At 65.9% G+C, this 23,431-nt stretch carries 18 protein-coding genes; 10 read left to right on the plus strand and 8 right to left on the minus strand.

Features of this window, described 5'->3' with window-relative positions:
* The first annotated feature begins 93 nt into the window (after nt 1-93).
* A complete protein-coding gene (locus AC1DKV_RS23620) occupies nt 94-2,148 on the plus strand; it encodes an NAD(+) synthase (protein WP_441612188.1) in 2,055 nt (684 codons plus the stop codon).
* 15 nt (nt 2,149-2,163) lie between these two features.
* Here AC1DKV_RS23620 and AC1DKV_RS23625 read toward each other — a convergent pair whose 3' ends face one another.
* Together AC1DKV_RS23625 and AC1DKV_RS23630 are read right to left on the minus strand one after the other, a co-directional pair.
* Nucleotides 2,164-2,364, minus strand: coding sequence for a DUF2188 domain-containing protein (locus AC1DKV_RS23625; protein WP_441612189.1), 201 nt, complete (start codon nt 2,362-2,364; stop codon nt 2,164-2,166).
* Nucleotides 2,365-2,614: 250 nt separating this feature from the next.
* On the minus strand, nt 2,615-3,595 hold the full coding sequence (locus AC1DKV_RS23630; RefSeq protein WP_441612190.1) for a LysR family transcriptional regulator: 981 nt from the start codon (nt 3,593-3,595) through the stop codon (nt 2,615-2,617).
* A gap of 97 nt (nt 3,596-3,692) precedes the next feature.
* Here AC1DKV_RS23630 and AC1DKV_RS23635 point away from each other — a divergent pair, with 97 nt between their 5' ends.
* Entirely contained in the window at nt 3,693-4,952 is a 1,260-nt protein-coding gene (locus AC1DKV_RS23635; protein WP_441612192.1) for an MFS transporter, read from the plus strand.
* A gap of 50 nt (nt 4,953-5,002) precedes the next feature.
* Here the strand turns inward: AC1DKV_RS23635 and AC1DKV_RS23640 are convergent, their stop codons facing one another.
* Nucleotides 5,003-5,251: a DUF2188 domain-containing protein gene (locus AC1DKV_RS23640; protein WP_441612193.1), complete on the minus strand. Its 249-nt coding sequence runs from the start codon at nt 5,249-5,251 to the stop codon at nt 5,003-5,005.
* 621 nt (nt 5,252-5,872) lie between these two features.
* Here AC1DKV_RS23640 and AC1DKV_RS23645 point away from each other — a divergent pair.
* From AC1DKV_RS23645 to AC1DKV_RS23655, 3 genes are all read left to right on the plus strand, one after another.
* Entirely contained in the window at nt 5,873-6,949 is a 1,077-nt protein-coding gene (locus AC1DKV_RS23645) for a porin (protein WP_441612194.1), read from the plus strand.
* A gap of 480 nt (nt 6,950-7,429) precedes the next feature.
* Nucleotides 7,430-8,716: an MFS transporter gene (locus tag AC1DKV_RS23650; RefSeq protein ID WP_441612195.1), complete on the plus strand. Its 1,287-nt coding sequence runs from the start codon at nt 7,430-7,432 to the stop codon at nt 8,714-8,716.
* Between the two features lie 69 nt (nt 8,717-8,785).
* A complete protein-coding gene (locus tag AC1DKV_RS23655) occupies nt 8,786-9,535 on the plus strand; it encodes a creatininase family protein (protein ID WP_441612196.1) in 750 nt (249 codons plus the stop codon).
* A 354-nt stretch (nt 9,536-9,889) separates the two neighbouring features.
* Here the strand turns inward: AC1DKV_RS23655 and AC1DKV_RS23660 are convergent, their stop codons facing one another.
* Nucleotides 9,890-11,836, minus strand: a complete 1,947-nt coding sequence (locus tag AC1DKV_RS23660) for an Atu1372/SO_1960 family protein (protein ID WP_441612197.1) — start codon at nt 11,834-11,836, stop codon at nt 9,890-9,892.
* Nucleotides 11,837-11,930: 94 nt separating this feature from the next.
* Nucleotides 11,931-12,944 (minus strand): tripartite tricarboxylate transporter substrate binding protein, encoded by a 1,014-nt coding sequence (locus AC1DKV_RS23665; protein WP_441612198.1) that lies wholly within the window; start codon nt 12,942-12,944, stop codon nt 11,931-11,933.
* A gap of 145 nt (nt 12,945-13,089) precedes the next feature.
* Here AC1DKV_RS23665 and AC1DKV_RS23670 point away from each other — a divergent pair, with 145 nt between their 5' ends.
* The 5 genes from AC1DKV_RS23670 (at nt 13,090) to AC1DKV_RS23690 (ending at nt 19,374) form a co-directional block, all read left to right on the plus strand.
* Nucleotides 13,090-14,019, plus strand: a complete 930-nt coding sequence (locus tag AC1DKV_RS23670) for a LysR family transcriptional regulator (RefSeq protein ID WP_441612199.1) — start codon at nt 13,090-13,092, stop codon at nt 14,017-14,019.
* A 375-nt stretch (nt 14,020-14,394) separates the two neighbouring features.
* Nucleotides 14,395-16,188 carry a caspase family protein gene (locus AC1DKV_RS23675; RefSeq protein ID WP_441612201.1) on the plus strand — a complete coding sequence of 598 codons (1,794 nt, stop codon included), beginning with the start codon at nt 14,395-14,397 and terminating at the stop codon, nt 16,186-16,188.
* A 277-nt stretch (nt 16,189-16,465) separates the two neighbouring features.
* Nucleotides 16,466-16,975: a helix-turn-helix domain-containing protein gene (locus tag AC1DKV_RS23680; RefSeq protein WP_441612202.1), complete on the plus strand. Its 510-nt coding sequence runs from the start codon at nt 16,466-16,468 to the stop codon at nt 16,973-16,975.
* 217 nt (nt 16,976-17,192) lie between these two features.
* Nucleotides 17,193-18,791 carry an MFS transporter gene (locus tag AC1DKV_RS23685; RefSeq protein ID WP_441612203.1) on the plus strand — a complete coding sequence of 533 codons (1,599 nt, stop codon included), beginning with the start codon at nt 17,193-17,195 and terminating at the stop codon, nt 18,789-18,791.
* Nucleotides 18,792-18,909: 118 nt separating this feature from the next.
* A complete protein-coding gene (locus AC1DKV_RS23690) occupies nt 18,910-19,374 on the plus strand; it encodes a MarR family winged helix-turn-helix transcriptional regulator (RefSeq protein WP_441612204.1) in 465 nt (154 codons plus the stop codon).
* Between the two features lie 6 nt (nt 19,375-19,380).
* Here the strand turns inward: AC1DKV_RS23690 and AC1DKV_RS23695 are convergent, their stop codons facing one another.
* The 3 genes from AC1DKV_RS23695 to AC1DKV_RS23705 all read right to left on the minus strand — a co-directional run bounded on the left by AC1DKV_RS23695 (nt 19,381) and on the right by AC1DKV_RS23705 (nt 22,642).
* Entirely contained in the window at nt 19,381-20,730 is a 1,350-nt protein-coding gene (locus AC1DKV_RS23695; protein ID WP_441612206.1) for a cobyrinic acid a,c-diamide synthase CobB, read from the minus strand.
* Between the two features lie 79 nt (nt 20,731-20,809).
* On the minus strand, nt 20,810-21,502 hold the full coding sequence (locus AC1DKV_RS23700) for a response regulator (protein WP_441612207.1): 693 nt from the start codon (nt 21,500-21,502) through the stop codon (nt 20,810-20,812).
* A 183-nt stretch (nt 21,503-21,685) separates the two neighbouring features.
* Nucleotides 21,686-22,642: a LysR substrate-binding domain-containing protein gene (locus AC1DKV_RS23705; RefSeq protein ID WP_441612281.1), complete on the minus strand. Its 957-nt coding sequence runs from the start codon at nt 22,640-22,642 to the stop codon at nt 21,686-21,688.
* Nucleotides 22,643-23,431 lie beyond the last annotated feature (789 nt).

Raw genomic sequence — 23,431 nt, forward strand, 5'->3', positions numbered from 1 at the left:
GAATTGCACTGTTACCATGCCGGCGGCCGCGCGCGCCGCCGCGCATTCGCCAGCGCCGGGCCGCTGCTACGCGGCGGCGCAAGGACCAACGAGATGACCGAAAACTTCCTGAATATCTATTCCCACGGCTTTGCGCGCGTGGCGGTGGGCGTGCCCGTCTGCCGCGTGGCCGACCCCGCCTTCAACGCTGCCGGGACGATCGCCCTGGCCCGCCAGGCCGCGGGCCAGGGCGCGGCGCTGGTGGCCTTCCCCGAACTGGGGCTGTCCGCGTACACCTGCGACGACCTGTTCCACCAGCGCGCCTTGCTCGATGCCTGCGAGGCGGCGCTCGGCGAGATCGTCGAGGCCTCGCGCACCCTGGCCACCACGCTGGTGGTGGGGCTGCCGCTGCGGGTCGAGCACCTGCTGTTCAACTGCGCCGCGGTGGTGGCCGGCGGGCGCATCCTCGGCGTGGTGCCCAAGACCTACCTGCCGAACTACTGGGAATTCTACGAGGCGCGGCAATTCAGTTCGGCGGACAACGCCACGGCCAGCGAGGTGACCTTGCTGGGCAGGAAGGTGCCGTTCGGCGCAGGCCTGCTGTTCGAAGCCGAGGACATCGGCGGGTTCCGCTTCCACGTGGAAATCTGCGAGGACGTGTGGGTGCCGGTGCCCCCTTCGTCGTTCGCGGCGCTGGCCGGCGCGACCGTGCTGGTCAACCTGTCGGCATCCAATATCGTGGTGGGCAAGTCGGGCTATCGCCACCAGCTGGTCAGCCAGCAGTCGGCGCGCTGTCTCTCCGCCTATCTCTACAGCTCGGCGGGCAAGGGCGAATCGTCCACCGACCTGGCCTGGGACGGGCAGGCGCTGATCTACGAGAACGGCGAGTTGCTGGCGGAGTCCGAGCGCTTCGCCGACGATTCGCACCTCACCTTCGCGGATGTCGATCTCGAGCGCCTGTCGCGCGAGCGCATGCACCAGACCACCTTCGGCCATTCGGTGCGGCGCCATGCCGGCGAGGTGGAGAAATTCCGGGTCATCGGCTATGCGGTCGGCATCGGCGCGCAGGACGCGCTGCCGCTGCGCCGCAAGCTCGAGCGCTTTCCCTATGTGCCGTCCGACGCGCGGCGGCGCGACGAGCGCTGCCACGAGGTCTACAACATCCAGGTGCAGGCGTTGGCCCAGCGCTTGTCCGCCAGCGGCATCAGCAAGGTGGTGATCGGCGTATCCGGCGGGCTCGATTCGACCCATGCGCTGCTGGTCTGCGCCAAGGCGATGGACCGGCTCAAGCTGCCGCGCACCAATATCATCGGCATCACCATGCCAGGCTTCGCCACCAGCGACCGCACACTGGTGCAGGCCAGGAAGCTGATGGAGGTGGTGGGCTGCGTGTCGAAGGAAATCGACATCCGTCCAAGCTGCATCGAGATGCTCAAGGACCTCGGCCACCCCTACGCGGCGGGCGAGCCGGTGTACGACGTGACCTTCGAGAACGTGCAGGCCGGCGAGCGCACCAACCACCTGTTCCGCTTCGCCAATCACAACCAGGCCATCGTGATCGGCACCGGCGACCTGAGCGAACTCGCGCTGGGCTGGTGCACCTACGGCGTGGGCGATCATATGTCGCACTACAACGTAAACGGCAGCGTGCCGAAGACGCTGATCTCGCACCTGGTGCGCTGGGTGGCGGAGACCGGGCAGATCGGCGATGCCGGTTCCGGTGTGCTGATCGACGTGCTCGAGACCGAGATCAGTCCGGAGCTGGTGCCGGGCGCTTCGGCCAATGCGCCGCAGCAGAAGACCGAGCATTTCATCGGCCCGTACGAGTTGCAGGATTTCAACCTGTACTACACGCTGCGCTTCGGCTTCACGCCGAGCAAGATCGCCTTCCTGGCGCTCAGCGCCTGGGGCGACCGCGACCAGGGTAACTGGCCGGAGGGCCAGCACGTGGCCCGCAACGAGTACACGGTGGCGGACATCAAGCGCAACCTGCGCATCTTCCTCGACCGCTTCTTCCGCACCAGCCAGTTCAAGCGCTCCTGCGTGCCGAACGGGCCCAAGGTGGGCTCCGGCGGTTCGCTCTCGCCGCGCGGCGACTGGCGCGCGCCGAGCGATTCCGAATCCGTGGTGTGGCTCAGGGACCTGGACAAGGTGCCGGATTCGGTCTGACGCACGGGCGGGGCGCTATGGCCTGGCGGCGAGGACCATGTCCGCGCAGTTGCCGGACTCGTCGAGGATCAGCCTGACCGCGTGCCGCGCCGCCAGCACGGCCCCGGCTTGCGCCGCTTCTTCGCGCGTGTCGTATTGCAGAATCGCGGTGGCTGCGCCTGCCACCTTGAGCACCCAGCCGGTCTGCGTGGGCAGCACTATGAAATCCCGGAGCATTGCCTGGCCTCTGCATGCCCTTTGCGGGCGAGTCCGTCATGCATGAAGCCTAGGCGGGCCAGGCCTGCGCTGAAATCCGGCGGCGTCCTACATGACGTGGATTTCGTCCGATGCCCGCGCCTGGCGGCCGCGCAAATCGATGCGCGACCAGGCACGGGCGTCAGGCTGCCGCTGCATGATGCGGGTCTCGGACCCGTGGTTCCGCTCCGTGCCTCATCGCTGCGCCATCGCGCTCGCTATTCGCTGTTCGCTATTCCGCCTGCCTGGTCAGCGATGCCGAGCTTGCCATGGCCTGCGGCACCGCCTCGCGCATGGTTTCGACGAAGCGGCGCAGCTTGGCCGGATAGAAGCGCGCATACGGATAGATCAGCTGCAAGGGCAGCGGGGGAGGCTGCCATTGCGGCACAAGGTGGAGCAGGCGGCCCCGGGCGATATCGTCCGCCATCATCCACGCCGAGCCCATGCAGACGCCAAGGCCCGTCACCGCGGCGTTGCGCAGCGCATAGAGGCTGTCGGTGCTTACGCGAGGGCGGAACGACAGCCGCCGGGTCTCGCCGGTGCTCACGTGGGTGAGCGACACCTCGGTGCGATAGAAGGTGCGGATCGACAGCCACGGCAGCGCGGCCAGCGTGTCCGGTTGCGTTGGCGGCGCGGCACCCGCCAGCACGGATGGCGCCGCGACCACGATGCGCGGCACCTCCGCCAGCCGGATCGCCACCAGGGACGGGTCGCCGACCTCGCCCACATGGATGGCGCAGTCGATGCCGTCGGCGATGAAGTCGGGGGTGCGGTCGTGCAGCAGCCATTCCACGTTCACGCGCGGGTGGCGTCCCAGGTACTGCGCGAGCGGGCCCACCAGCTGTTCCTGGCCGAAGGCATGGGGCACCACCACGCGCAGCGTGCCCTCCGGCTCGTCACGCGCGCCGCGCAGGTCCGCCTCGAACGCCTCCCAGCCGGCTACCAGTTCCTTGGCGCGGTCATAGCAGCGCACGCCGTCCTCGGTCAGCTTCATCGCATGCGTGGAGCGGTGCAGCAGGCGCACGCCGAGCGAGCGCTCCAGCACCTGCAGGCGGCGGCTCACGGTGGGCTGCGTGGTGCCCATCTGCGCGGCGGCGGCGGAAAGGCTGCCGGCCTCCACGATGCGCACGAAGGTCTGCATCAGTTCGATGCGGTCCATGGCGGCCGCGGGCGTGGCAGCGCGGGGAGATGCGGGCAGGGCGGCTTTTGTCATACGCGAAGCGTATATCAGTTGTGCGGAGGGCGGTACTACCGCGGGACACGCCGCAACGGCAAACTCGGGTCTCGATTTCAAGTCAAGGGTAAACACCATGTCCTCCACGCAAGCCATGCCCGCAAGCGCCACCAGCCGCGCGGCAGACGGCGCCGCCCCCCATCAAACGAGCGATACGCCACAACTTCCGGCCAGGCTGATCCTGCTGCTTGCGGCGGGCGCCGGGCTGGCGGTGGCATCGCTCTATTACAGCCAGCCCATGCTGGGGGTCCTGAGCGGCGATATCGGCGCGTCCGATTCCATGGTGGGCCTGGTGCCTACGCTGACCCAGCTGGGCTATGCACTGGGGATCCTGCTGCTGGCCCCGCTGGGGGACCGCTACGACCGCCGGCGCATCATCCTGGCCAAGGCGGCGGTGCTCAGCGCCGCGTTGCTGGTCAGCGGCGCGGCCTCGGGCATCTGGCTGCTGCTGGCGGCCAGCCTGGCGACGGGCCTGGCCGCAACCATGGCGCAGGACATCGTGCCGGCCGCCGCCACGCTCGCGCCCGAATCGCATCGCGGCAAGGTGGTCGGCACCGTGATGACTGGGCTGCTGCTGGGCATCCTGCTGTCGCGCGTGGCCAGCGGTTTCGTGGCGGAGCATTTCGGCTGGCGCATCATGTTCGTGATGGCGGCGGCGAGCATTGCGGTGATCGGCGCCGTGGCCTGGCGCGCCCTGCCGCGTTTCAAGCCCACCACGCACCTGTCGTACCGCGCGCTGCTGGGCTCGCTGGGCAAGCTGTGGCGCAAGCACGGCGCATTGCGCCGGGCGGCGCTGGCGCAGGGGCTGCTATCCGTGGGTTTCAGCGCGTTCTGGTCCACGCTGGCGGTCATGCTGCACGGCGCGCCGTTCCACCTGGGCAGCGCCGCGGCCGGCTCGTTCGGCCTGGCCGGCGCGGCCGGGGCGCTTGCCGCGCCGCTGGCCGGGCGCCTGGCTGACCGCAAGGGGCCGGAACTGGTGACGCGCCTGGGCGCCGTGCTGACCGCGGTGTCCTTCGCCGGGATGCTGTTCTCGCCCCTGCTGGCGCCGCATGCGCGGCTCTGGCTGATCGCAGTCAGCGCGCTGGGCTTCGACCTCGGCGTGCAGGTGACGCTGGTTGCGCACCAGACCATCGTCTACAGCATCGAGCCGGGCGCGCGCAGCCGTCTCAATGCGGTGCTGTTCGGGGGGATGTTCGTCGGGATGGCTACCGGCGCCGCGCTGGGCAGCATGCTGCTCGCGCATTGGGGATGGATGGCCGTCACGGCCCTGTCCACAGCCACCGCGGGCGCCGCGCTGGCCGTGCGGCTGTGGCCCGGAGCGCGGCTGGCGGAGTGATCGCCTGCCGGCGCCTGGCGCCTGCAGCCAGATGACGGCGAGGGAAAGGCTCAAGCCGGGGCGAACGCCTCCTGGTAGTCCTGATAGTCCTGGTAGTCCTGGTAGAGCAGGCACTGGTCGCAGATGCGGCCGTCCATCTCATGGATCAGCAATTCCACGTGCTCGCGGCGCGCGTCCCGCGTGCCAGCGCGGATGGCGGCTTCCTGCGTGTCGTGGTGGGAATTCGCGTAGCGGGCGCCGTCGTGGATCACGTCCCAGCCATCGCCGTAGGGCCTGACATGAAGGTAGTGCGTTGACATTGCGTCTCCCGGAAACCGCGATGGCTCCATTTTGCGCAGGTGCCGCGGCTTTGCCATCGGTGCTTGTCTGACACGACGCGGCATGCGTCGCGATGCCGGCAGCGCCCGCGGCGTCTGGCGAGGGGCATGCGCCGGCCGGGCGCTCGCCCGGCGACCGAACTGGGGACTTCGGACGTCGAAGGCGCTGCGCGCCGCTCTCGCTGGCGCGCAGCGAGGATCAGCGTGTCGAGGCTTTCGCGGGTGGCCAGTCGTCGCCGATAGTCCTCGCCATTGAGGTCGGGTCCGCCGTTTCCACGCCATTTTTCTGCCAGGCCCGCGCCGGCACGTCTTCTTGTATCGCCTTGTATCGCCTTGTATCTACCGGGCCGACAGACAAACAAGGTTTCAATTTCTCTCGCTTGCGGAAACAGGGCGGATACACGCCCGCCGTCAAATTGCACGTGCCCCGGCACGCGCGCACGGCATGGCTCGCGCCTGCCTGGCCGCCGCGTGGCCGGCGGGCAGGAACAGGGCGGGCATGCACCGCCGCGGCCATCCGGAGCCGGATGGCCGCGATTCCTGCCGGCGATTCCTATCGCCTTTTCCCGAAATGAAGAGCCACAGACGACAATTGGAAATCCGATGAAGAAGACACTCGCGGTAGTCGCCGCATCCGCGGTAGCCAGCGCCGCATACGCCGAATCCGGCGTCACCCTGTACGGTGTCGCCGATGCCGGTATCGAGTACAACAGCCACGCAGGACGCGCGGGAGACAGTCTCTGGCGGCTGAGTTCCGGGAACCAGTCGGGATCGCGCTGGGGCGTGCGCGGCGCGGAGGATCTGGGCAGCGGGCTGAAGGCAGTCTTCGTGCTGGAGAGCGGCTTCGACCTGGATACCGGCAACGGGGGCCAGGGCGGCCGCCTGTTCGGCCGCAATGCCTACGTCGGCACCGAAAGCCGGTATGGCTCGCTGCTGCTGGGCCGGCAGCAGACGGCATTGCGCGACTTCGGCAACCTCTATGACCCGGCATCATTGGCCGACCACTACGGCATCCTGGGGATCGCGCCCGAGTTCGGCGCGCGCGCGGACAATGCCGTGAAGTATGTCGGCCGGTTCGGGGGGCTGACCGCCTCCGCCTTGTATTCGTTCCAGTCCAATGGCAGCGAGGTGGGCGGCAGCGCCGTATTCGGACGCGATTACGGCGCCTACCTCAGCTATGCCGAGGGCCCCGTTTCCGTGGGCGTGGCCTATGACGACGCGCATGTGGGCACCCCGGGCAATCAGGCGCCGGTCCTGCGGCGCTATGCGGTGGCCGGTACGTACGCGGCGGGCCCCGCCAAGGTCTTCGCGGGGTATCGCCTCGCCAAGGCATTCAATGGTGCCACCCTGCCCGGCGCGCAAGCGGCCAATGCCGGCTCGAGCTTCTACTGGCTCGGCCTGGGGTACAAGCTGACGCCGGCATTCTCGGTGACCGGCGCGGCCTATTACCAGGATTTCCGCCAGACCGGATCGGACCCGTGGCAGTTCGTGGTGACGGGCGACTACGCATTCAGCAAGCGTACCGACCTCTACGCGTCGGTGTCGTATGCCCTCAACAAGGACAAATCGTACCTGGGCGTCAACGGCTACAACAGCGGCTCCGGCGCGACGGCGGTCTATAACGTGCAGCCCGGCATGAGCCAGCTGGGCGCCGTGGTCGGGGTGCGCCACCGGTTCTAGGGCCTTGGCCTTCGGGGCACGGCGGGAGTCTCTGCCGCGCGGCAGAGATGGTGCCCTGGCGGGAAGCCGCCGGCTGGCGGGCCTCCCCATGCGTGGCTATCGTCGAGCGCGCCCCGGGACCATGGCACGGCCATCACGGCCTCCTGTTGCCGCAGCACTGCCACCGCAGAGCGCCTTTTCGACGGACATCGCAGGCTCCGTTATCGAGGCGGGATGCACAGGCGCCGGACAGCGGCGCCCGGGAACGCCTTAGTGACCGGCGCTCTGGCCGCCGTCGAGTCGTCCGGCAAGAATGGCGTCACGGAAACGCGCGGTCCCGCCCTCACGCTCCGCCTGCTGCACTTCTCTTCCGCACGCCCCTTCTGCGTTGCTCGTCGGGCAACGAAACGTAAGCATAGTTGCTCTTGCTGGATCAACCCGGCCTTGCCAATATGGATGGACCCGAAGGGCCCAGAAGAACATTGATGATTGGAGACAGGCATGCAAGCAATTCAGACCGCGAATGGACGGGACGATGTCGTGGCCCTCTACGACAAGCTCAACTGGCGATTGCTGCCATTTCTGCTGATCTGTTACCTCTTCGCCTACCTTGATCGCGTCAATGTCGGCTTTGCCAAGCTGGAGATGCAGAGTGCCCTGGGCTTTTCCGATGCCGCCTACGGGGTTGGCGCCGGCATCTTCTTCCTGGGCTATGTGCTGTTCGAACTGCCCAGCAACCTGATGTTGCCGAGAGTCGGGGCAAGGAAGACGTTCAGCCGCATTCTGATCCTGTGGGGTATCACTTCGGCGTGCATGCTTTTCGTACGCAACGTGCCGATGTTCTATGCCATGCGTTTCCTGCTTGGCGTTTTCGAGGCGGGTTTCGCGCCCGGCATGATCTATTACCTGTCTTGCTGGTACGGCCCGGCGCGCATGGCCCGTGCCATCGCGATCGTATTTCTCGCGGGTCCGATCGGCGGCATTGTCGGCGGGCCGGTCTCGGCGTGGTTGATGACCACGCTCTCCGGTAGTGGCGCTCTCGCCGGCTGGCAGTGGATGTTCCTGATCGAGGGACTGCCATGCATACTGCTCGGCATACTGGCGCTCTTCCTTCTGTCGAATCGACCCGCGGATGCCGCCTGGCTGAGCGCAGACGAGAAGCGCATGCTCGCGGCCGAACTCGGGACGTCGGCGGCACGAGGCCATTCCTTCAAGGCGGTTGCGCGGGACCCGAGAGTCTACATGCTTGCGTTCGCGTACTTCTGCATCATTGCGGCCATCTACGCCATCAGCTTCTGGCTGCCGACGATGCTGAAAGCGCAGGGCATCAACGATACGATTCAACTCGGCTGGTATTCGTCCATCCCCTATGTGGGGGCCGCCCTCGGGATGTATTTCATCGGCCGCCGGTCGGACAGATACGGCGAGCGGCGTTATCACAGCGCGGTGCCGGCAATCCTCGCCGCGATACTGCTCGCTTCGTCGATCTTGTCGGACGGCAATCTGCTGGTGACTCTTGTTCTGCTGACACTCGCCACGACCATGCTGTTCATGGCGTACACGGTGTTCTGGGCCATTCCCGCCGAGTACATCAAGGGTGACGCAGCAGCGGGCGGTATCGCCCTCATCAATACCATTGGATTGTCCGGTGGCTTCTGGGGGCCAGCGATCATCGGATGGACCAAGACAGCGACCGGCAACATGCATCTCGGCCTGCTGGTCCTGGCGTGCATGTCCATGATCGGCTCGATCCTGCTCGTCGCCAACCGGCTGCCAAAAAGGCAGTGAACCGTTCACTGCCGCCGGAAAACCAATGCGCCGCGTTTCAGTGGGAACCGGCTGAACAGAGGACTTCAAATGCTTTTACACTTATCCACCTGGGCTGAAATAGGGCAATTTCTGGAGCGCAGCCGCACAATCGTGGTGCCGATCGGTTCGAACGAGCAGCACGGCCCCACCGGCCTCCTGGGTACCGACTGGCTGTGCCCGGAGATCATCGCGCACGAAGCCCAGAAGACCGCCGATATCCTGATCGCCCCCACCTTCAATATCGGCATGGCCCAGCATCATCTGGGCTTTCCCGGCACCATTTCGCTTCGCCCTTCGACCTTTATCGCCGCCATTGGCGACTGGACGCGCTCACTGGCCGTCCATGGATTCGAGAGAATCCTGTTTCTCAACGGCCACGGCGGCAACATCGCGTCGATTGAAGCGGCCTTCTCCGAGATCTACGCCGAGGCCAGCTTCGCCAGGCGCCGATCGGGGGTCGCGCTGAAGCTGTGCAATTGGTGGGACCTGGATGGCGTCAGCGAGCTGGCGCGCGAGCAATTTCCAACCGGTCATGGCATCCACGCCACGCCTTCCGAGATTGCAGTCACGCAATGGGCTTTTCCCGACACCATCAAATCGGCCAGCTACACGCCGCAGATTGCCGCCTCGGGCCCGATCCGCGAGGCGCTCGACTTTCGCGCGCGCTACCCGGACGGACGAATGGGTTCCGACCCTGCTCAGGCGACGCCGGAAAAAGGCGCTGAACTGGTGAAGATGGCGGCGGCGAGCCTGGCAAGGGAGCTGGATGCCTTTAGCCGTGAGCCGCTACCGGACTGACTCGTCACGACGACAAGGCATCCTGGCGCGTTGCGCGGGGATGCCGGCTTTACCGATATCCGTTTCCGTGGCGAGCGCACCCGCATGTTCCTGACGGTTGTTGCGCGCCGGCCACTCTGCCGATTGCCGGGAGACCAGGCTGCATCTTTCGATGCGTGAGGTCGATCGGCAACCCCTGCGCTACCTTCGTGAGGTCCTCGCCGTGGCCCGGTTCTGTCGGGCCGTGCGCGTGCGCCAGCGCATGAGCCAGCGCGATTCGCGCTGGCGACCGGCGCGCCGGGCCTGAGCCCGGCGAATCCCCTCGTCATAGAAAGAGAAAGCATGGCACGGCGCCGCTCGCGCCGTGCCATGCAATCACGCCACTTCAACGATCAGTTCGATTTCCAGGCAGGCGCCGAGCGGCAGCTGCGGTACGCCGAACGCGCTGCGCGCGTGCTGGCCGCGCGTGCCAAACACCTCGGCGAACAGTTCACTGGCGCCGTTGGTCACCAGGTGCTGCTCGGTGAAGTCGGCAGTCGAATGGACGAGGCTCGTCAGCTTGACGATCCGCACGATCGCATCGAGATCGCCGGTGGCGGCATGCAGCGTGGCGAGCAAGTCGATGGCGACCAGGCGTGCCGCCGCGATACCGTCGGCGGTGCGCAGGTCGTCGCCGAAGCGGCCGGTGCGAACCTGGCCATCGAGGCGAGACAGATGGCCGGACAAATGGATCAGGTTGCCGGATCGCACGCTTGGCACGTAGGCCGCCGCCGGGCCGGAAGCCTTGGGCAGTTCGATGCCGAGCTGCGCGAGCTTGTCGTAGACTCCCGGCGCCGGCGCGAATGCCGGACCCTCCGGCTTCAGGCGCATGCCGGGCTTGAGATGCTTCCACGGCAGGTCCGCCGGATCCGCCATGAACGGACCGGGCGCACGCACCACGGCAATGTCTTCCGCGATCGCGGCGAAGTCGGCGCGGAAATGCACCGAGCTTTTGTTCACGAGGATCTTCATCTGCGCCGGTTCGATGCCGACCGCGCGGTACATGTTGCGGTCTAGCAGTTGTGCCTTGGTCGAGCTGACGGCGACGAGCACGCCGTCGATCCGCAGTCGCGCCATCGGCCCCATGTCGGCAGCCTTGCCATGCATCATCGGCCCACCGTAGACGAACTTGCCATCGGACAGCGCTTCGACCTCGAAGGTCGCCCGCAGCGGGGCATCCTCGCGCACCTGCGGGCAGCCCCCAAGCGCGATATCGAGCTTCGCGCCGACACCGGCCTGGTGCGCGGCCGCGGCCGCGGCGGGATCGCAGATGATGCCGATCGCGGCGTCCTGCGCGCCAGCCTTGAGAAGCGCGCGCAGCATGCCCATGGTGTTGCCATCGCCGCCGACGCCGGGGTTGTCCTGCGTGTCCGCGAGGATCACCGGCCGCACGGCCTGTTGCGCGATCCGCATGGCACGCTGCACAGCCGCATCCGGCTCCTCGAACTGCACGGCCCACTGGCTCTCGGGCTCGCAGATGCGCGCGAACAGTGTGTCGACGGCCTGCTCGATGCGCGCCTTGTCGAATCCGTAGCCCCAAACCACGGGGCCGCACTCGGCGAAGTCGGCCGCGGGAAAGCCCGGGGTGAACGACAGCGACAGCACGCCTTGCTGCTCCAGTTCTTCGAGCAAGGCGTAGATGCCTTGGGCGGGCTGCATCTCCGTGGACATGCTGTTGACCGGGATCAGGAACGGCACGCGCCGTGCCACCAGATGCGCGCGCGTCTGCCGCGTGCTCAGTTCCAGCAGCAGTTCGGCCGCGCGCTTGCCCGTGGCCGCCATGTCCACGTGCGGGTAGGTGCGGTATGCCACCACGCCATCCGCGAGGGCGAGCATCTGCCCGGTGACGTTGGCGTGCAGGTCCAGCGAGACAACGATCTTCATGTCGGGGCCCGCCACGGCACGGATGCGCGCCAGCAATTCCCCCTCGCCATCGTCGAGGTGCCGGGCCACCATGGCGCCATGCAGGTCGAGATAGATCGCGTCGTACGAGGCTGTCCTTGCCGCCTCCACGATCTCGCCTGCGATGCGCTCGTAGGCATCGGCCGCGACGTGGGCCGAGGCGCCGGCGGCCGCCCAGATCACCGGCGTGACGGTGTGACCGTACTCGCGCATGTGGTGGATGAAGCCGCTGATCGGCACATTCACCGTCAGCAGGTCATAGATCGCTTCGCCGCGGACCATGGCGGGGAAATCCTCGCCACGGACGAAACTCTCGTAGGTGGCCATGGTTGGCGCGAACGTATTGGTTTCGTGCTGGAAACCGGCTATTAGGATATTCAAGGGAGACCTTCCTGGATCGGAGTGCTGGAACGAAGCAATGCCCATGGCGACGCCGGGACTGGCGCCGCCATGGGCATTGCCGTGACGGAGGAAACTATTGCGGCGTCAGCTTGATCGAGTGGGCCAGCTTCCTGAACTTCTGAGTCTCGTCGACGTAGAACGCCGCGGAGGCCTCGAGTGTCTGCGGCTTCATCGGCTGCACGCCGGAGAGCTCAAGCGCCTTGATCAGTTCGGCGGAGCGCAGCGCCTGCTGCGATGCTTCCAGCAACAGGCGCGCGCGTTCTGCGGGGATGCCGGTCCTGCCCATGACCCCCAGCCAGATCGAATAGACGAACTCGGACTTGCGCGCGACGCTGGTTTCGGAGATCGCTGGCACATCGGGCAAGGTTCGCATGCGCTGCGTGTCCAGCACCGCGACGGCCTTGATCTTGTGTGCCTCGAGCAACTGGGTGGAGGCACCGAGGTTCGGCAGGATCGTCATGTCGATCTGGCGGCCGGTCAGGTCCGCCAGCATCGGCGTGGCGCCCTTGTACGGCACCTGCAGCATCCTGGCGCCGGTCAGCTGCGCCATGTACTCGGCGACGATGTGGTACATGGTCCCGTAGCCCGGATTGCCGAAGGTCAGGCTCGGGCTGCCCGGCTGCCTGCCGGCCGCAATGATCTGTTCGAGTGAGTTGTACGGCAGGTCGCTGCGAACCATGACCACGAGCGGGTGGATCGAGACCGGGGCCAGCAGCGCCAGTTCCTCCGACTTGTACCTGGCGCTGGCGAGCGCCAGCGGCGTCAGGATGGCTTCGTTGGGCGAACCCATGATCAGCGTGTAGCCATCGGCCGGGCGGCTCAGCAGCCGCTGCACCGCCAGCGCGCCGCCGGCGCCGGGCAGGTTTTCGATGACCACGGGCTGGCCGAGCACCTTGGCCATGGTTGGCTGCATGGCCCGCGCAAGCACGTCGGCGGGTCCCCCCGGCGGGAATGCGACCAGCATCGATACCGGCTTGGTGGGAAACGCGTCGGCGGCGGACGCCGGCGCACTGGCCAGCGCAATCCCCAGGAGGGCGGCACTAAGCGCCACCCAGTGTCTGAGGGGGGATAGTCCTTGGTCTTGCATGTCGTCCTCGGCTCTCTTATTGGCATCGCGCGCATGACGCGAATTGGTTGGTGAGGACCATTGTTGGCTGTAATATTCGTTCGAGCAACAGCAATTAATCAGACAAATCGTTGCTATATGGGCAACGGAACGCGGACGGCACACCATGCGAGAAATCAATCAGAAGCGGCTGAAGTACTTTCATGAGGTGCTGGTGCACCGCTCGATCCGTGGCGCCGCGGAAGCGCTCAATACGGCGCCCTCGGTCATCACGCGGCAGGTCGCCTTGCTAGAGGAGGAAATCGGCCTCACGCTGTTCGAGAGGCGGGCGCGCGGCGTGGTTCCCACCGACGCCGCCGAGCATCTGCTCGAGTACTGGCGCGCTTGCCAGGCCCATCAGGAGCAGCTTGCCGAGCGCTTGCGCGCGATCGAGTCCATGGATGCCGGCATGGTCCGGATCGTCGTGAGCGAGGGGTTTATCGACGGCCTTACCGAGCAGATCGTTGCCCCGTTCTGCAAAGCGCATCCGAAACTATCGGTCGAACTCGATGCACAGCCCGCGAGCGATCTGAACAATGCGGTGATCGAGGACACGGCGCACATCGGCCTTGCCTACAATCCCGAACCCGATCCGCTGCTCCATTTTGTGATGAGCGCGCCGGCGCCGGCCAAGCTCATGGTGAGGGCCGGGCATCCACTGACCCGGATCGCCGCTCCGCTGCATCTAAGCCAGATACTCGACTTTCCGCTGGCACTGATGCCGCCCGGCTACGGCGTCGAGCGGCTGGTGGAAATGCTCGAGTACGCCGAGCACGTGAAGCTGCGCCCCTCGCTGCGCAGCAACTCGGTGACGGCGCTCAAGCGCTTCGTGCGATCGACCGATGGCGTGACATTCATCGGCGCGGGACTGGCCGCGGCCAACGAAATCGAGGCAGGCCAGATGGTCGCGCTCGAACTCGCGCACCCACTCTGCCAGACGGCACAGGTGAGGCTGTTCGTGCGCCAGGGACGGCCGCTGTCGGTGGCGGCCAACCGCTTGCTGACGGAAATCGAGAAGAACTTCTCCGTGTTCCTGGATCGGCCGGCCAGCGTGTGAGCCTTGTTCGCTCGATCCAGGCGGAACACTGCTGAGCGATCGGGGCAAGCACCGCACGCAAGTATTCGCGCTGGGGGATGTCGCCCTCGATGCGATGCAAGGCTTCCGGATGCTGCCGCATGTACGCAGTTTGAGTTTTGAGCTGGTGGGTGACGCCGAAGGAAACCCATGCAAGGATTGGTGGCACTTCACCCTGTGCTTCCGCGATGCCGGGCTCGACTTTCCTTGCGTATTCAGCGGCGTTTAAATCAGCCATAAATATATTGATACGCCGCATCCGCCTTCTGGCTGATTCTGTGCGCCCGCATCCGGCCTAAGCTGGTTCGCACTCATGCCTCTTATCGCGAATCCACGCAGAGCAGGAAGGGACAACAGATGGCCAAGACGATCTCTGTTCTATGTGTGCATGGCGTCGGTCATGGCGACGCCGATCCGGACCTGCAAGGTGGCTGGACCAGCGCGATACACGACGGACTGGTAGCGTGGAACCCGGCGCTGGATGGCGCCGTCACCTGCGACTTTCTACTGTACGACTCGCTTTTCGAAAAGGCGCCTCAGAATCCGGTCGCCTACGCAAAAGCCTTTGCCGGCCTGTTGGAAAGCGGCGTCGTCCACGGCATCGGTGACCTGTTCACGCGCGACCGTGGCCTGTTCGACATCCCCGAAACGCTGCGTTGGACCGCCGGCATGACAGCGCAGTGGGTGAGTGACGAGCAACTCAGAGCCGACGCGCGCGATAGCGTCCTCGCAAAGCTAAAGGCGGGCAGCTATGACGTCGTTTGTGCCCATAGCCTGGGATCGCTGATCTGCTATGACGCCTTCATCAGGAATCCGGCCGCGGTAAAGGACATGTACTTCGTCTCCTTTGGCTCGCAGATTGGCAATCCCTTTGTGCGCGACATTTTCGCCGGACGAATCGTGGCGTTGCCCCAGGCCACTACGTGGTTCCATCTGTTCAACCCGGACGATCACGTGCTGACCGCCGATATCCGCCTCTCCGCGGAGAACTTCGAGGAAATCGGGACGAAGTTCGACATCCCCAACGACGTGCTCAACCATAGTGCCATCTGGTACCTGGGGCATCAGAACACGCGCGCGACGGTGTGGCGAAACATCTCCGGCGCCAAGGTGGCCAGGACACTGGCCCGTGGCGGGAAGGAGTATCGCAGCCTCAGCGTCAAACCGACTCGCCGTGCCTTGCTGATCGGCATCAACGACTACCCGGACCCCGCCAACCGGCTCGAAGGTTGCGTCAATGACGTATTCCTGATGAGTGCCGTGCTGCAGGAATGCGGCCTGGCCGCGGAAGACATTCGCATCGTCCTGAACGAGCGTGCCACGGCGGCGTCGATCCTCGATCGGCTCAAGTGGCTGCTGGATGGCATCAAGGCCGGGGATGAGCGCGTGCTTTTCTACTCCGGGCATGGCGCGCAGATGCCGGTCTACGGGCCCAGTGACGAGGTCGACCACATGGACGAATGCCTGGTTCCCTACGATTTCGACTGGACCCCCCAGCACGCCGTCACCGACAAGCAGTTCGCGGAGCTCTACAGCCAGATTCCTTACGATGCCTACTTCGCCGCCATCTTCGACTGCTGCCACGCCGGCGGCATGACCCGCGAAGGCGGACGCCGGGTGCGAGGCCTCACGCCGCCCGACGACATCCGCCACCGTGCGCTGCGCTGGAACCCCAGTCTTCAGGTGTGGGAGGACCGTCCGTTGCCAAGTCCAAATCCGTCGCTGACGGACAGCAGGCAGGGGGTCGACTTCCTCGGCTCCGACGGCGCCACCTATCGGATGGGGCGGGCGATCCGCCTGCGCACGCTGCCCCAGAAGACCTATGACAGCGTGCGCAGCAAGCTCAAACACCACGGCCCATACCTTCCCGTCCTCATGGAAGCTTGCCAGGAGAGCCAGCTCTCCTACGAGTATCGCGACGGCGCGCAATCCTATGGCGCATTTACCTTCTGCCTTGCGGCCAGCCTCCGGGCTGCCCGCGCCAAGAACAAGAATCCGACTTTCACGCAACTCATGGACGATGTGAGTACCCGGCTCGCCGTCATGAAATATGACCAGACGCCAAATCTGCTTGGTGCGAAAGATATCCTGGGGAGCAAGGTGCCATGGACCAGGCCGGCCAGCCCGCCGCGCGGAAAGAGAAAGCCGTAGGGCTGTGCCGGGCCGGGGATTTGTGGATTCGCAGATGGGGAGCGCGCCGGCATGAAGGCACTGTCAACCTCCGCGTTCGGCGCCCACGCAAAAAAAAGGACCGCGGCCGCGGTCCCCGGGAAAAAGCTGATCCCAAAGGGGGTCAGAAGGATCAGTTCCTCCAATATCGACTTCTTTGATCGAGATGACCAGGTGGTGATTTGCTTGAGGTCAAGAATGTGTCGAGTCTGGCCGGACGGCCTCAATATGCACTCAATGCTCCGCGTGTGGCCGGGACGTGGAAGACCGAGACGGCGTCGCTCATCCGCTCCGCCTGTTCCTCCAGCGATTGCGCTGCGGCTGCGGATTCTTCCACCAATGCAGCGTTCTGCTGGGTAACACGCTGTGTCGCATCAATGTGCCGGCACTGCGGGCCCTTGCCAGTAACCTGCCGTCGCTGCACAACAATATCCTGCGCCTGCTCTCCACCGAGGTGCAGCGCGACCACCGGATGCTCTCGACGCTTGGCGTGATGAGCGCGGAGGAGCGGCTGATCTGCTTCCTGCTTGATTTGTCGGTCCGCCTGTCGGCGCGCGGCTTTGCGTCGAGCGAGTTCCGGCTGCGCATGACGCGCGAGGAGATCGGGCGCTATCTCGGCCTGCAGCTGGAAACCGTCAGTCGACTGTTCTCGCGGCTCTCCGATGCCGGCCTGATCGAAATTCGCCATCGCAGCGTGAAGTTGCTCGACGCCACGGCGCTGCACGCGATCTATGCCCGGACAATCGCGGAGGCTCCGGCCGAGCGCTGAGGGAACGCCGCCCAGGCGCAGCAATGGCTGGACGACGCGCACCGCGCCACTCGGCTGTTTGATATCCGCTCCGCGCAGGAATTTGCCCATCGCGCATCGTGTTCGACGACGACGGTGAAATCTCGGCCTCTCTCTTGTCGCCGCACCAACCCGGCCCCCATTTCCCCGGTGCTGTCCTATAATGGTTGACACTACAATCATTGATTGGGCAACAAAAATGATATCGCAGCCTCACCCGCCGCATAGCAGCGGGCAAGTGCTACCGTTCCGGGAGTCCCTCCTGGCGATGCTGGGCATCGCGTTCGTGGTGATGCTGGTGGCGCTCGACCAGACCGTGGTCGGTACCGCGCTGCCTACCGTGGTGGCGGAACTGCAGGGATTCGAGTACTACGCCTGGGTGGCTACGGCTTACCTGCTGTTCTCGGTGATCACGGTGCCGATCTTCGGGCGGCTGGGTGACTACTACGGCCGCAAGCCATTCGTCATGGCGTCGATCGTGGTGTTCACGGCGGCCTCGGTGCTGTGCGGGATGGCGCCGAGCATGCTGTTCCTGGTGCTGGCGCGCGGCCTGCAGGGCATCGGCGGAGGCATGCTGGTGGGCACGGCCTTTGCGTGCATTCCCGATCTGTTTCCCGATTCCCATGTGCGCCTGCGCTGGCAGGTAATGATGAGCGCGGCGTTCGGCATTGCCAACGCGGTGGGGCCGTCGCTCGGCGGCTTGCTGACCGAGGCCTACGGCTGGCGCGCGGTGTTTTATGTGAACCTGCCGGTGGGCGTGCTGGGCTTGCTGTTTGCCTGGCGCTATCTGCCGCACCTGCGCCAGCAGGCGCATGCGGGTGCGATCAAGGTGGACTGGCTGGGCGCGGCGCTGATCGGCGCGGGCCTTGGCGGCCTGCAACTGTGCGTGGAACTGATGCCGGAGCGCGGCTTTGGCTGGTTGACAGGGGGGCTGCTGGTGGCGTCGGTGTGCGCGCTGGTGGGACTGTGGCAATGGGAGCGCCGTGCGCCGAACCCGATCCTGCCGCTGGAGATGTTCCGCAATCCTGGCCTGGCGCCCTTGTTCGTGCTCGCGGTGTTCGTGGGTTTCACGATGTTCTCGCTGCTGCTCTACGCGCCGCTGCTGTTCCAGGGGGGCTTCGGCTATTCGCCGAAGGAGGCGGGCGTGCTGGTGACGCCGCTGGTCGTGTGCATCACCCTGGGCAGTATCCTGAATGGCCGTATCATCACGCGCATCCGCCAGCCCAACAATATGCTGTATGCCGGCTTCGCGATGCTGGCGCTGGCCTGCCTCGGGCTGTCGCAGGCCACGCGCGGGATGCCGCACCAGCTGTTGCTCGGCATCATGCTGGTGGGCGGATTCGGGCTGGGCTTCATCATGCCGAATCTGACCGTGTTCGCGCAGCAGACGGCGGGGCGCGAGCATCTAGGCATCGCCACGGCCATGCTGCAGTCGCTGCGCATGGTGGGTGGCATGGTGGGCACGGCCATCGTCGGGACGCTGGTCACGCGCAGCTACATCAGCGGTGTGCGCGATGCGCTGCAAGGCGCCGGTGCCGGCGAATGGCAGGCGCGCATGGCGGACCCGCAGATCCTGATCGACCGCGCCGGGCAGTCCAGCCTCGTGGCGCAATTGCAGGCGGCCGGCCACAATGGCGCCTTGCTGCTGGAGCAGGCCAGGCTGTCGCTGGTCGGCGCGATCCATATCGGGCTGGCGCTGGCGGCGGTGATTGCCGTGGTTGGCCTGTGGCGCTCGCGCCGCGTGCCGCCCGTGAAGCTGGAGCGCGCCGTGAAGCAGCAGGTCATGGCCGCGGAATGATTTTGCCCTGGGCCGTCCGGGGAACGCCCCGGATCATGCCGGGGTGCCGGACAGGTCCGATGGTTTGTGAAGCCGCCGTGCGCACGCAACGCGCGGCGGGCCCAGACGGGAGAGTGGATTGGAACTGGAGCGACAAAGCCTGGCTGTGCTACAGCAGTTCGGGCGGACTTACCGGGCCTATGCGGCCGCGTTCGAGCAACGCATCGGGCACCCCTTGCCGCGCTGGCGCATTCTCTACGCCTTGCACGGCCATGCCGGTCCGATCGCGCAGAAGCCGCTGGCCGATCGCGTGGGCATGGATCCGGGCGCGCTCACGCGCCAGCTCAAGGCCCTGCAGGAGCTGGGCTGGGTGGAGCGCAACACTAGCGAACGCGACAACCGCGTGACCAACGTCACGCTGTCGGCATTGGGCCTGAGCATCGTGGAGCAGGCGCTGCCGCAGCGCGCGTCCTTCCTGCAGGACGTGCTGGAGAACGTTTCCGAGACCACCATGCGCAATCTGTCCAAAGGCCTCGAGCAACTCGAGTCGGGCATCGCCCTTGCCGTGCAGCGCGGCGCCCAGGACAAGGCCGACGCGGCCTGACGACGGCTACCCCGCCGTGGCGCCGAACAGTCGCGCCACCGCCTGCGGGTTGGACGGAAAGTAGATGTGCGTATAAGAAGCGGTCAGCGCGCCATGCCGGAACACCGGCTCGCCACGCGAGCCATCGCGTGGCACGGTCGCATGACAGTACGGCGCCAGCGGCGTCTGCGCGCTGGAGTAATGGAAGGTATGGCCGCGCACCGTGCCTTCCGGGAGCGCCAGCCACTGGTGCCCCAGCGCGGCCAGCCGCGCTTGCATGGCGACCGTGCCGGGCAGCAGGCCCGCCAGGCTGTGCGCTTGCCCGGCCTTGTCCACCAGCGTGTCGAACAACATCATCATGCCGCCGCACTCGGCCAGCATCGGCAACCCGTTTGCGTGGGCGGCGCGCAGCGAGGCCAGCATGCCGCCGTTGGCCGCGAGGCGCGCCGCGTGCAGTTCGGGATAGCCGCCGGGCAGCCAAAGCGCGTCGCAGGCAGGCAGGGCTTCATCCGCCAGCGGCGAGAAGAAGACCAGGCGGGCGCCCAGCCCCTGCAAGGTGTCGAGATTGGCGGGATAGAGGAAGCGGCAGGCTGCGTCGCGGGCCACGGCGATGGTCCTGCCAGCCAGCAAGGGCGGCAGCGGTGGCAGCGGTGGTGCGGCTGCAATCCCGACGGCCGCCGGCAAGGCGGCGATCGGCTGCCCGGCCAGTGCGTCGGCCAGCCGGTCGAGGCGGGCGGGAAGATCGGGAAGCTCGTCGGCGGCATGCAAGCCGAGGTGACGTTCCGGCAACGAGGCATCCTTGTCGCGCGCCAGCCCGCCAGCCCAGCCGATATGCGCCGGCAGGCTCTCGCGCAGCATCTCGGCATGCCGTGCGGAGGCCACGCCATTGGCCAGCACCTGCATGGAAACCAGCGGCTGGCCATAGCCCGCCAGCCCGAAGGCCAGCGCGCCGAAGGTCTGCGCCATCGCGCCGGCCTGGATCACGCTGAGCACAGGCAGCCCGAAATGACGCGCAATATCCGCGCTGCTCGGCGTACCGTCGTGCAAGCCCATCACGCCTTCCACGAGTATCAGGTCCGCCTCTCGCGCAGCCTGCGCCAGGCGCGCCGCGGCGTCCTCGGCGCCGGTCATCCACAGGTCGAGCGAGTGAACCGGCGCGCCGCTTGCAGCCGCCAGTATCGACGGGTCCAGGTAGTCGGGGCCACTCTTGAAGACGCGGACCTTGCGGCCCTGGCGGCGGTGCAGCCACGCCAGCGCGGCGGTGACCGTGGTCTTGCCTTGCCCCGAGGCCGGCGCCGCGACCAGCAGGGCTGGCACGCGCAGGCTGCCGGCGTCGGGGGATGGTTTGCCAGCGAAGGCGGGTGAGGGGGCAGACATGACGAGGGCCGTGAGGAAAATCGAAGGGCGGAGCGCGCATGCCGGGCACGTGCGTGGCCGGCATGCCGCGGCGCTGCGATTATAGCCACTCGGTATGGCTGGGCCCGTCGGCGTCGGCGTGCAGCGGCAGCACCAGGCCCTGCTGCGCGGCGAAGTCGAACAGCTCGCGCTCGTTGCTGGCTCCCAGCTTGTGCATGGCACTGTTCTTCTGGCGGCTGATGGTCTTCACGCTGCGGCACAGCTGTTCGGCGATGCCGGTGACGGAGTTGCCGCTGAGATAGAGGCGCAGGACCTCGGATTCCCGTACCGACAGATTGACGGCGCCGGCGCGGCCCGGCGCGTAGTGCGCGCCAGACTGATCCAGCACGCGCGCGGCGGATTCGCCGATGAAGCGCAGCCCGCGCTCGACGCGGATGATAGCGGTGACCAGTTCGTCCAGCTGGGAATCCTTGAGCAACAGGCCGTGGGCGCCGGTGTTGAGGATTGCGCGCAACACGAGCGGGTTGGTGATCATGGTGAGGACGACCACGCCCAGCGCCGGGTGATGGCGCCGCAGGCTGGCGAGCAGGCGGATGCCGTCACCCGCGTTGGCACAGGGCATGTGGTAATCGGTGACCACGATATCGGGGCGGAATACACGGGTGGCCTGAAGCAACTCGGCGGCGCCGCGCACGTCGGCGCAGATCTCCCATCCGGTCTGGCCCCGCAATTGGCACCTGACCGCCAGCGCGATGGCAGGATGGTCATCGGCAATCAGGATTTTCAATGGCATGGCAACGCTCCTGGGCGGGCGCGCGGTTTCCGCGCTGCGGGTGCCCAGGCAGAATAAGCGTCGCTTTCGGCATATGGCCTGAGACTATTCTCAATTTGGAGCCGAAAAGTCCGGGCTTGACGCTGGCCGGCCGCCAGCCGCCGGGGCATCCGGGGATGGCTTGCCAGGCGGCTTGCGCGCGTGTCAGGCCGCGTACGCGGTGCGGCTTTCCTGGGCCCGGTGGCGGCGGTCGATGGCGACGACCGGATCGTGGAGGACCGCGCTGCCAATCTCGAGGATGCCGCGCAAGGCGTTGCCTGTGCTGGCCCGCGCCGGCGCCCAGAAATGCAGGGCGGCCCATTCGGGAAAGCTGCTCGGCGGCGCCAGCAAGCGCGTCTTCTGGTTGCGGGTGACCAGCGGCACATTGAAGTCCAGCAGCGGACAGGTGCCGCCCGCCGCGAGCAGCAGCGCTACCTGGGTATGCCAGGATGGCACCACGGTTTCCCGGTAAGCCGGATCGTGGGCAAGCCGGTTCAGGAAACCGTGCAACGGGCTGCCCGGCTCGGTGTCTTCCTGCAGCAGGATCCATTCGTTCCTGCCTTCCGCTTCCTCGGGGCTGCCGGGCCGGATCACGCTGACCAGGCGGCGCGGCGTGGCCATGATGCTGTGCAATGCCACCTGGTCGGGCACGAAATGGCTGTCCACCACGAATGCGCAATCCAGTTCGCCGCTGTCCAGCTGGGCGGCAAGCGCGGCGTCGGCAAAGACCGGCCGCGTCATGAAGCGGTCTTCGGGAAACTGCTCGCACAGCGCGGTGAGGATTTCGGTGATGACCGGATCGCCGATCGAAGGCGAAAACCCGATCGAGATGCGCCGTTGCGGGCTGGCTGCTTCGGCGGCTGGCGTGGCGGGGCGCACCAGGTGGGACCATTTCGACAGGATCTGCCGTGCGGTCTGTTCCAGCCGCAGGGCGTGCGCGGTCGGTTCCAGCGTGCCGTTGCGGCGGATGAAGAGGGGGTCGCCGGTGATCTCGCGCAGCCGCGCGAGGCTGTAGGCAATGGTCGGAACCCGGCCTTGCGTGCAGGCGGCGACGGCGCTGAGGTCTCGATATTCCATCAGCAGAACGAAGACGTGCAAAAGCTTGGTGCTGACGTGCCGCATGGTAGCTTCTCCCGATTTGAAACTTGGTTTTTCTTTTTTAGTTTTTTCTTGTTCGTGATGTTGCCGTGGCCGGTCATGGCCCCGAGCCAGTACCGGGATGAAGCGGAGCCTGGGCCATATACGTTGCCTCTCCAGATGTCCCGGCGCATGCGGGATCCATGAAGAAGTGTTTCTCCAGAATGATGGCCCGGTATAAAGACCCGTTCGCTGAAAAAACTGCAGCCGACCCGGCTTGGCGAAGGGATCCTGTCGCCTGTTTTGCACGGGGCATGGAGCCCGGCAACCGGCGATCGAAATTTAGTTAATGCCAGACAAGATTAATACATAACTTTGAAACTTGCCAGGGGTCCTTTCGTTGGGATTATAAAAAATACATCATCTAATTCATGTTGTTCGGACATAGAGACAATAAAGAATGCATGTGTTCTGCGAATCATAACTGCGGGTCTCCTGGGTGCCGGTGGCGGCATAAAATAGCGCAAGGCTTTCATTATCCGGTTGTTTTTCATGCGCTTTCAGTGGCGATGGCGATGTCACTCCCGGTTCACTCCGCAATTCGGGAAAATAATTCGTCAATTAAGTTGAGATCGATTTTGTCATCGGATATTCACGCGTCCAGCCGCGAAGGGTGGATCTAAAAAGAACTGAATTCACTCGTGGAAAATGTTTAATTGCCTTCCGTTTCCGTAGTGTTATTCTTAAAGGTTTGCCCGGGTCAGGTGGGGCTGGGGCGATAGGGATGTGCCGGCGTCACGCCGGCGTGGTTCTCCAAATTGCTTAACTCGCGTC

Source organism: Cupriavidus sp. 05T41 (assembly GCF_056396525.1).

Excerpts from the sequence above, each read along its gene's own strand:
- AC1DKV_RS23620 (WP_441612188.1), top strand. The coding sequence starts at position 94 with ATGACCGAAAACTTCCTGAATATCTATTCCCACGGCTTTGCGCGCGTG.
- AC1DKV_RS23625 (WP_441612189.1), bottom strand. The coding sequence starts at position 2,364 with ATGCTCCGGGATTTCATAGTGCTGCCCACGCAGACCGGCTGGGTGCTC.
- AC1DKV_RS23630 (WP_441612190.1), bottom strand. The coding sequence starts at position 3,595 with ATGACAAAAGCCGCCCTGCCCGCATCTCCCCGCGCTGCCACGCCCGCG.
- AC1DKV_RS23635 (WP_441612192.1), top strand. The coding sequence starts at position 3,693 with ATGTCCTCCACGCAAGCCATGCCCGCAAGCGCCACCAGCCGCGCGGCA.
- AC1DKV_RS23640 (WP_441612193.1), bottom strand. The coding sequence starts at position 5,251 with ATGTCAACGCACTACCTTCATGTCAGGCCCTACGGCGATGGCTGGGAC.
- AC1DKV_RS23645 (WP_441612194.1), top strand. The coding sequence starts at position 5,873 with ATGAAGAAGACACTCGCGGTAGTCGCCGCATCCGCGGTAGCCAGCGCC.
- AC1DKV_RS23650 (WP_441612195.1), top strand. The coding sequence starts at position 7,430 with ATGCAAGCAATTCAGACCGCGAATGGACGGGACGATGTCGTGGCCCTC.
- AC1DKV_RS23655 (WP_441612196.1), top strand. The coding sequence starts at position 8,786 with ATGCTTTTACACTTATCCACCTGGGCTGAAATAGGGCAATTTCTGGAG.
- AC1DKV_RS23665 (WP_441612198.1), bottom strand. The coding sequence starts at position 12,944 with ATGCAAGACCAAGGACTATCCCCCCTCAGACACTGGGTGGCGCTTAGT.
- AC1DKV_RS23670 (WP_441612199.1), top strand. The coding sequence starts at position 13,090 with ATGCGAGAAATCAATCAGAAGCGGCTGAAGTACTTTCATGAGGTGCTG.
- AC1DKV_RS23675 (WP_441612201.1), top strand. The coding sequence starts at position 14,395 with ATGGCCAAGACGATCTCTGTTCTATGTGTGCATGGCGTCGGTCATGGC.
- AC1DKV_RS23685 (WP_441612203.1), top strand. The coding sequence starts at position 17,193 with ATGATATCGCAGCCTCACCCGCCGCATAGCAGCGGGCAAGTGCTACCG.
- AC1DKV_RS23695 (WP_441612206.1), bottom strand. The coding sequence starts at position 20,730 with ATGTCTGCCCCCTCACCCGCCTTCGCTGGCAAACCATCCCCCGACGCC.
- AC1DKV_RS23700 (WP_441612207.1), bottom strand. The coding sequence starts at position 21,502 with ATGCCATTGAAAATCCTGATTGCCGATGACCATCCTGCCATCGCGCTG.
- AC1DKV_RS23705 (WP_441612281.1), bottom strand. The coding sequence starts at position 22,642 with ATGCGGCACGTCAGCACCAAGCTTTTGCACGTCTTCGTTCTGCTGATG.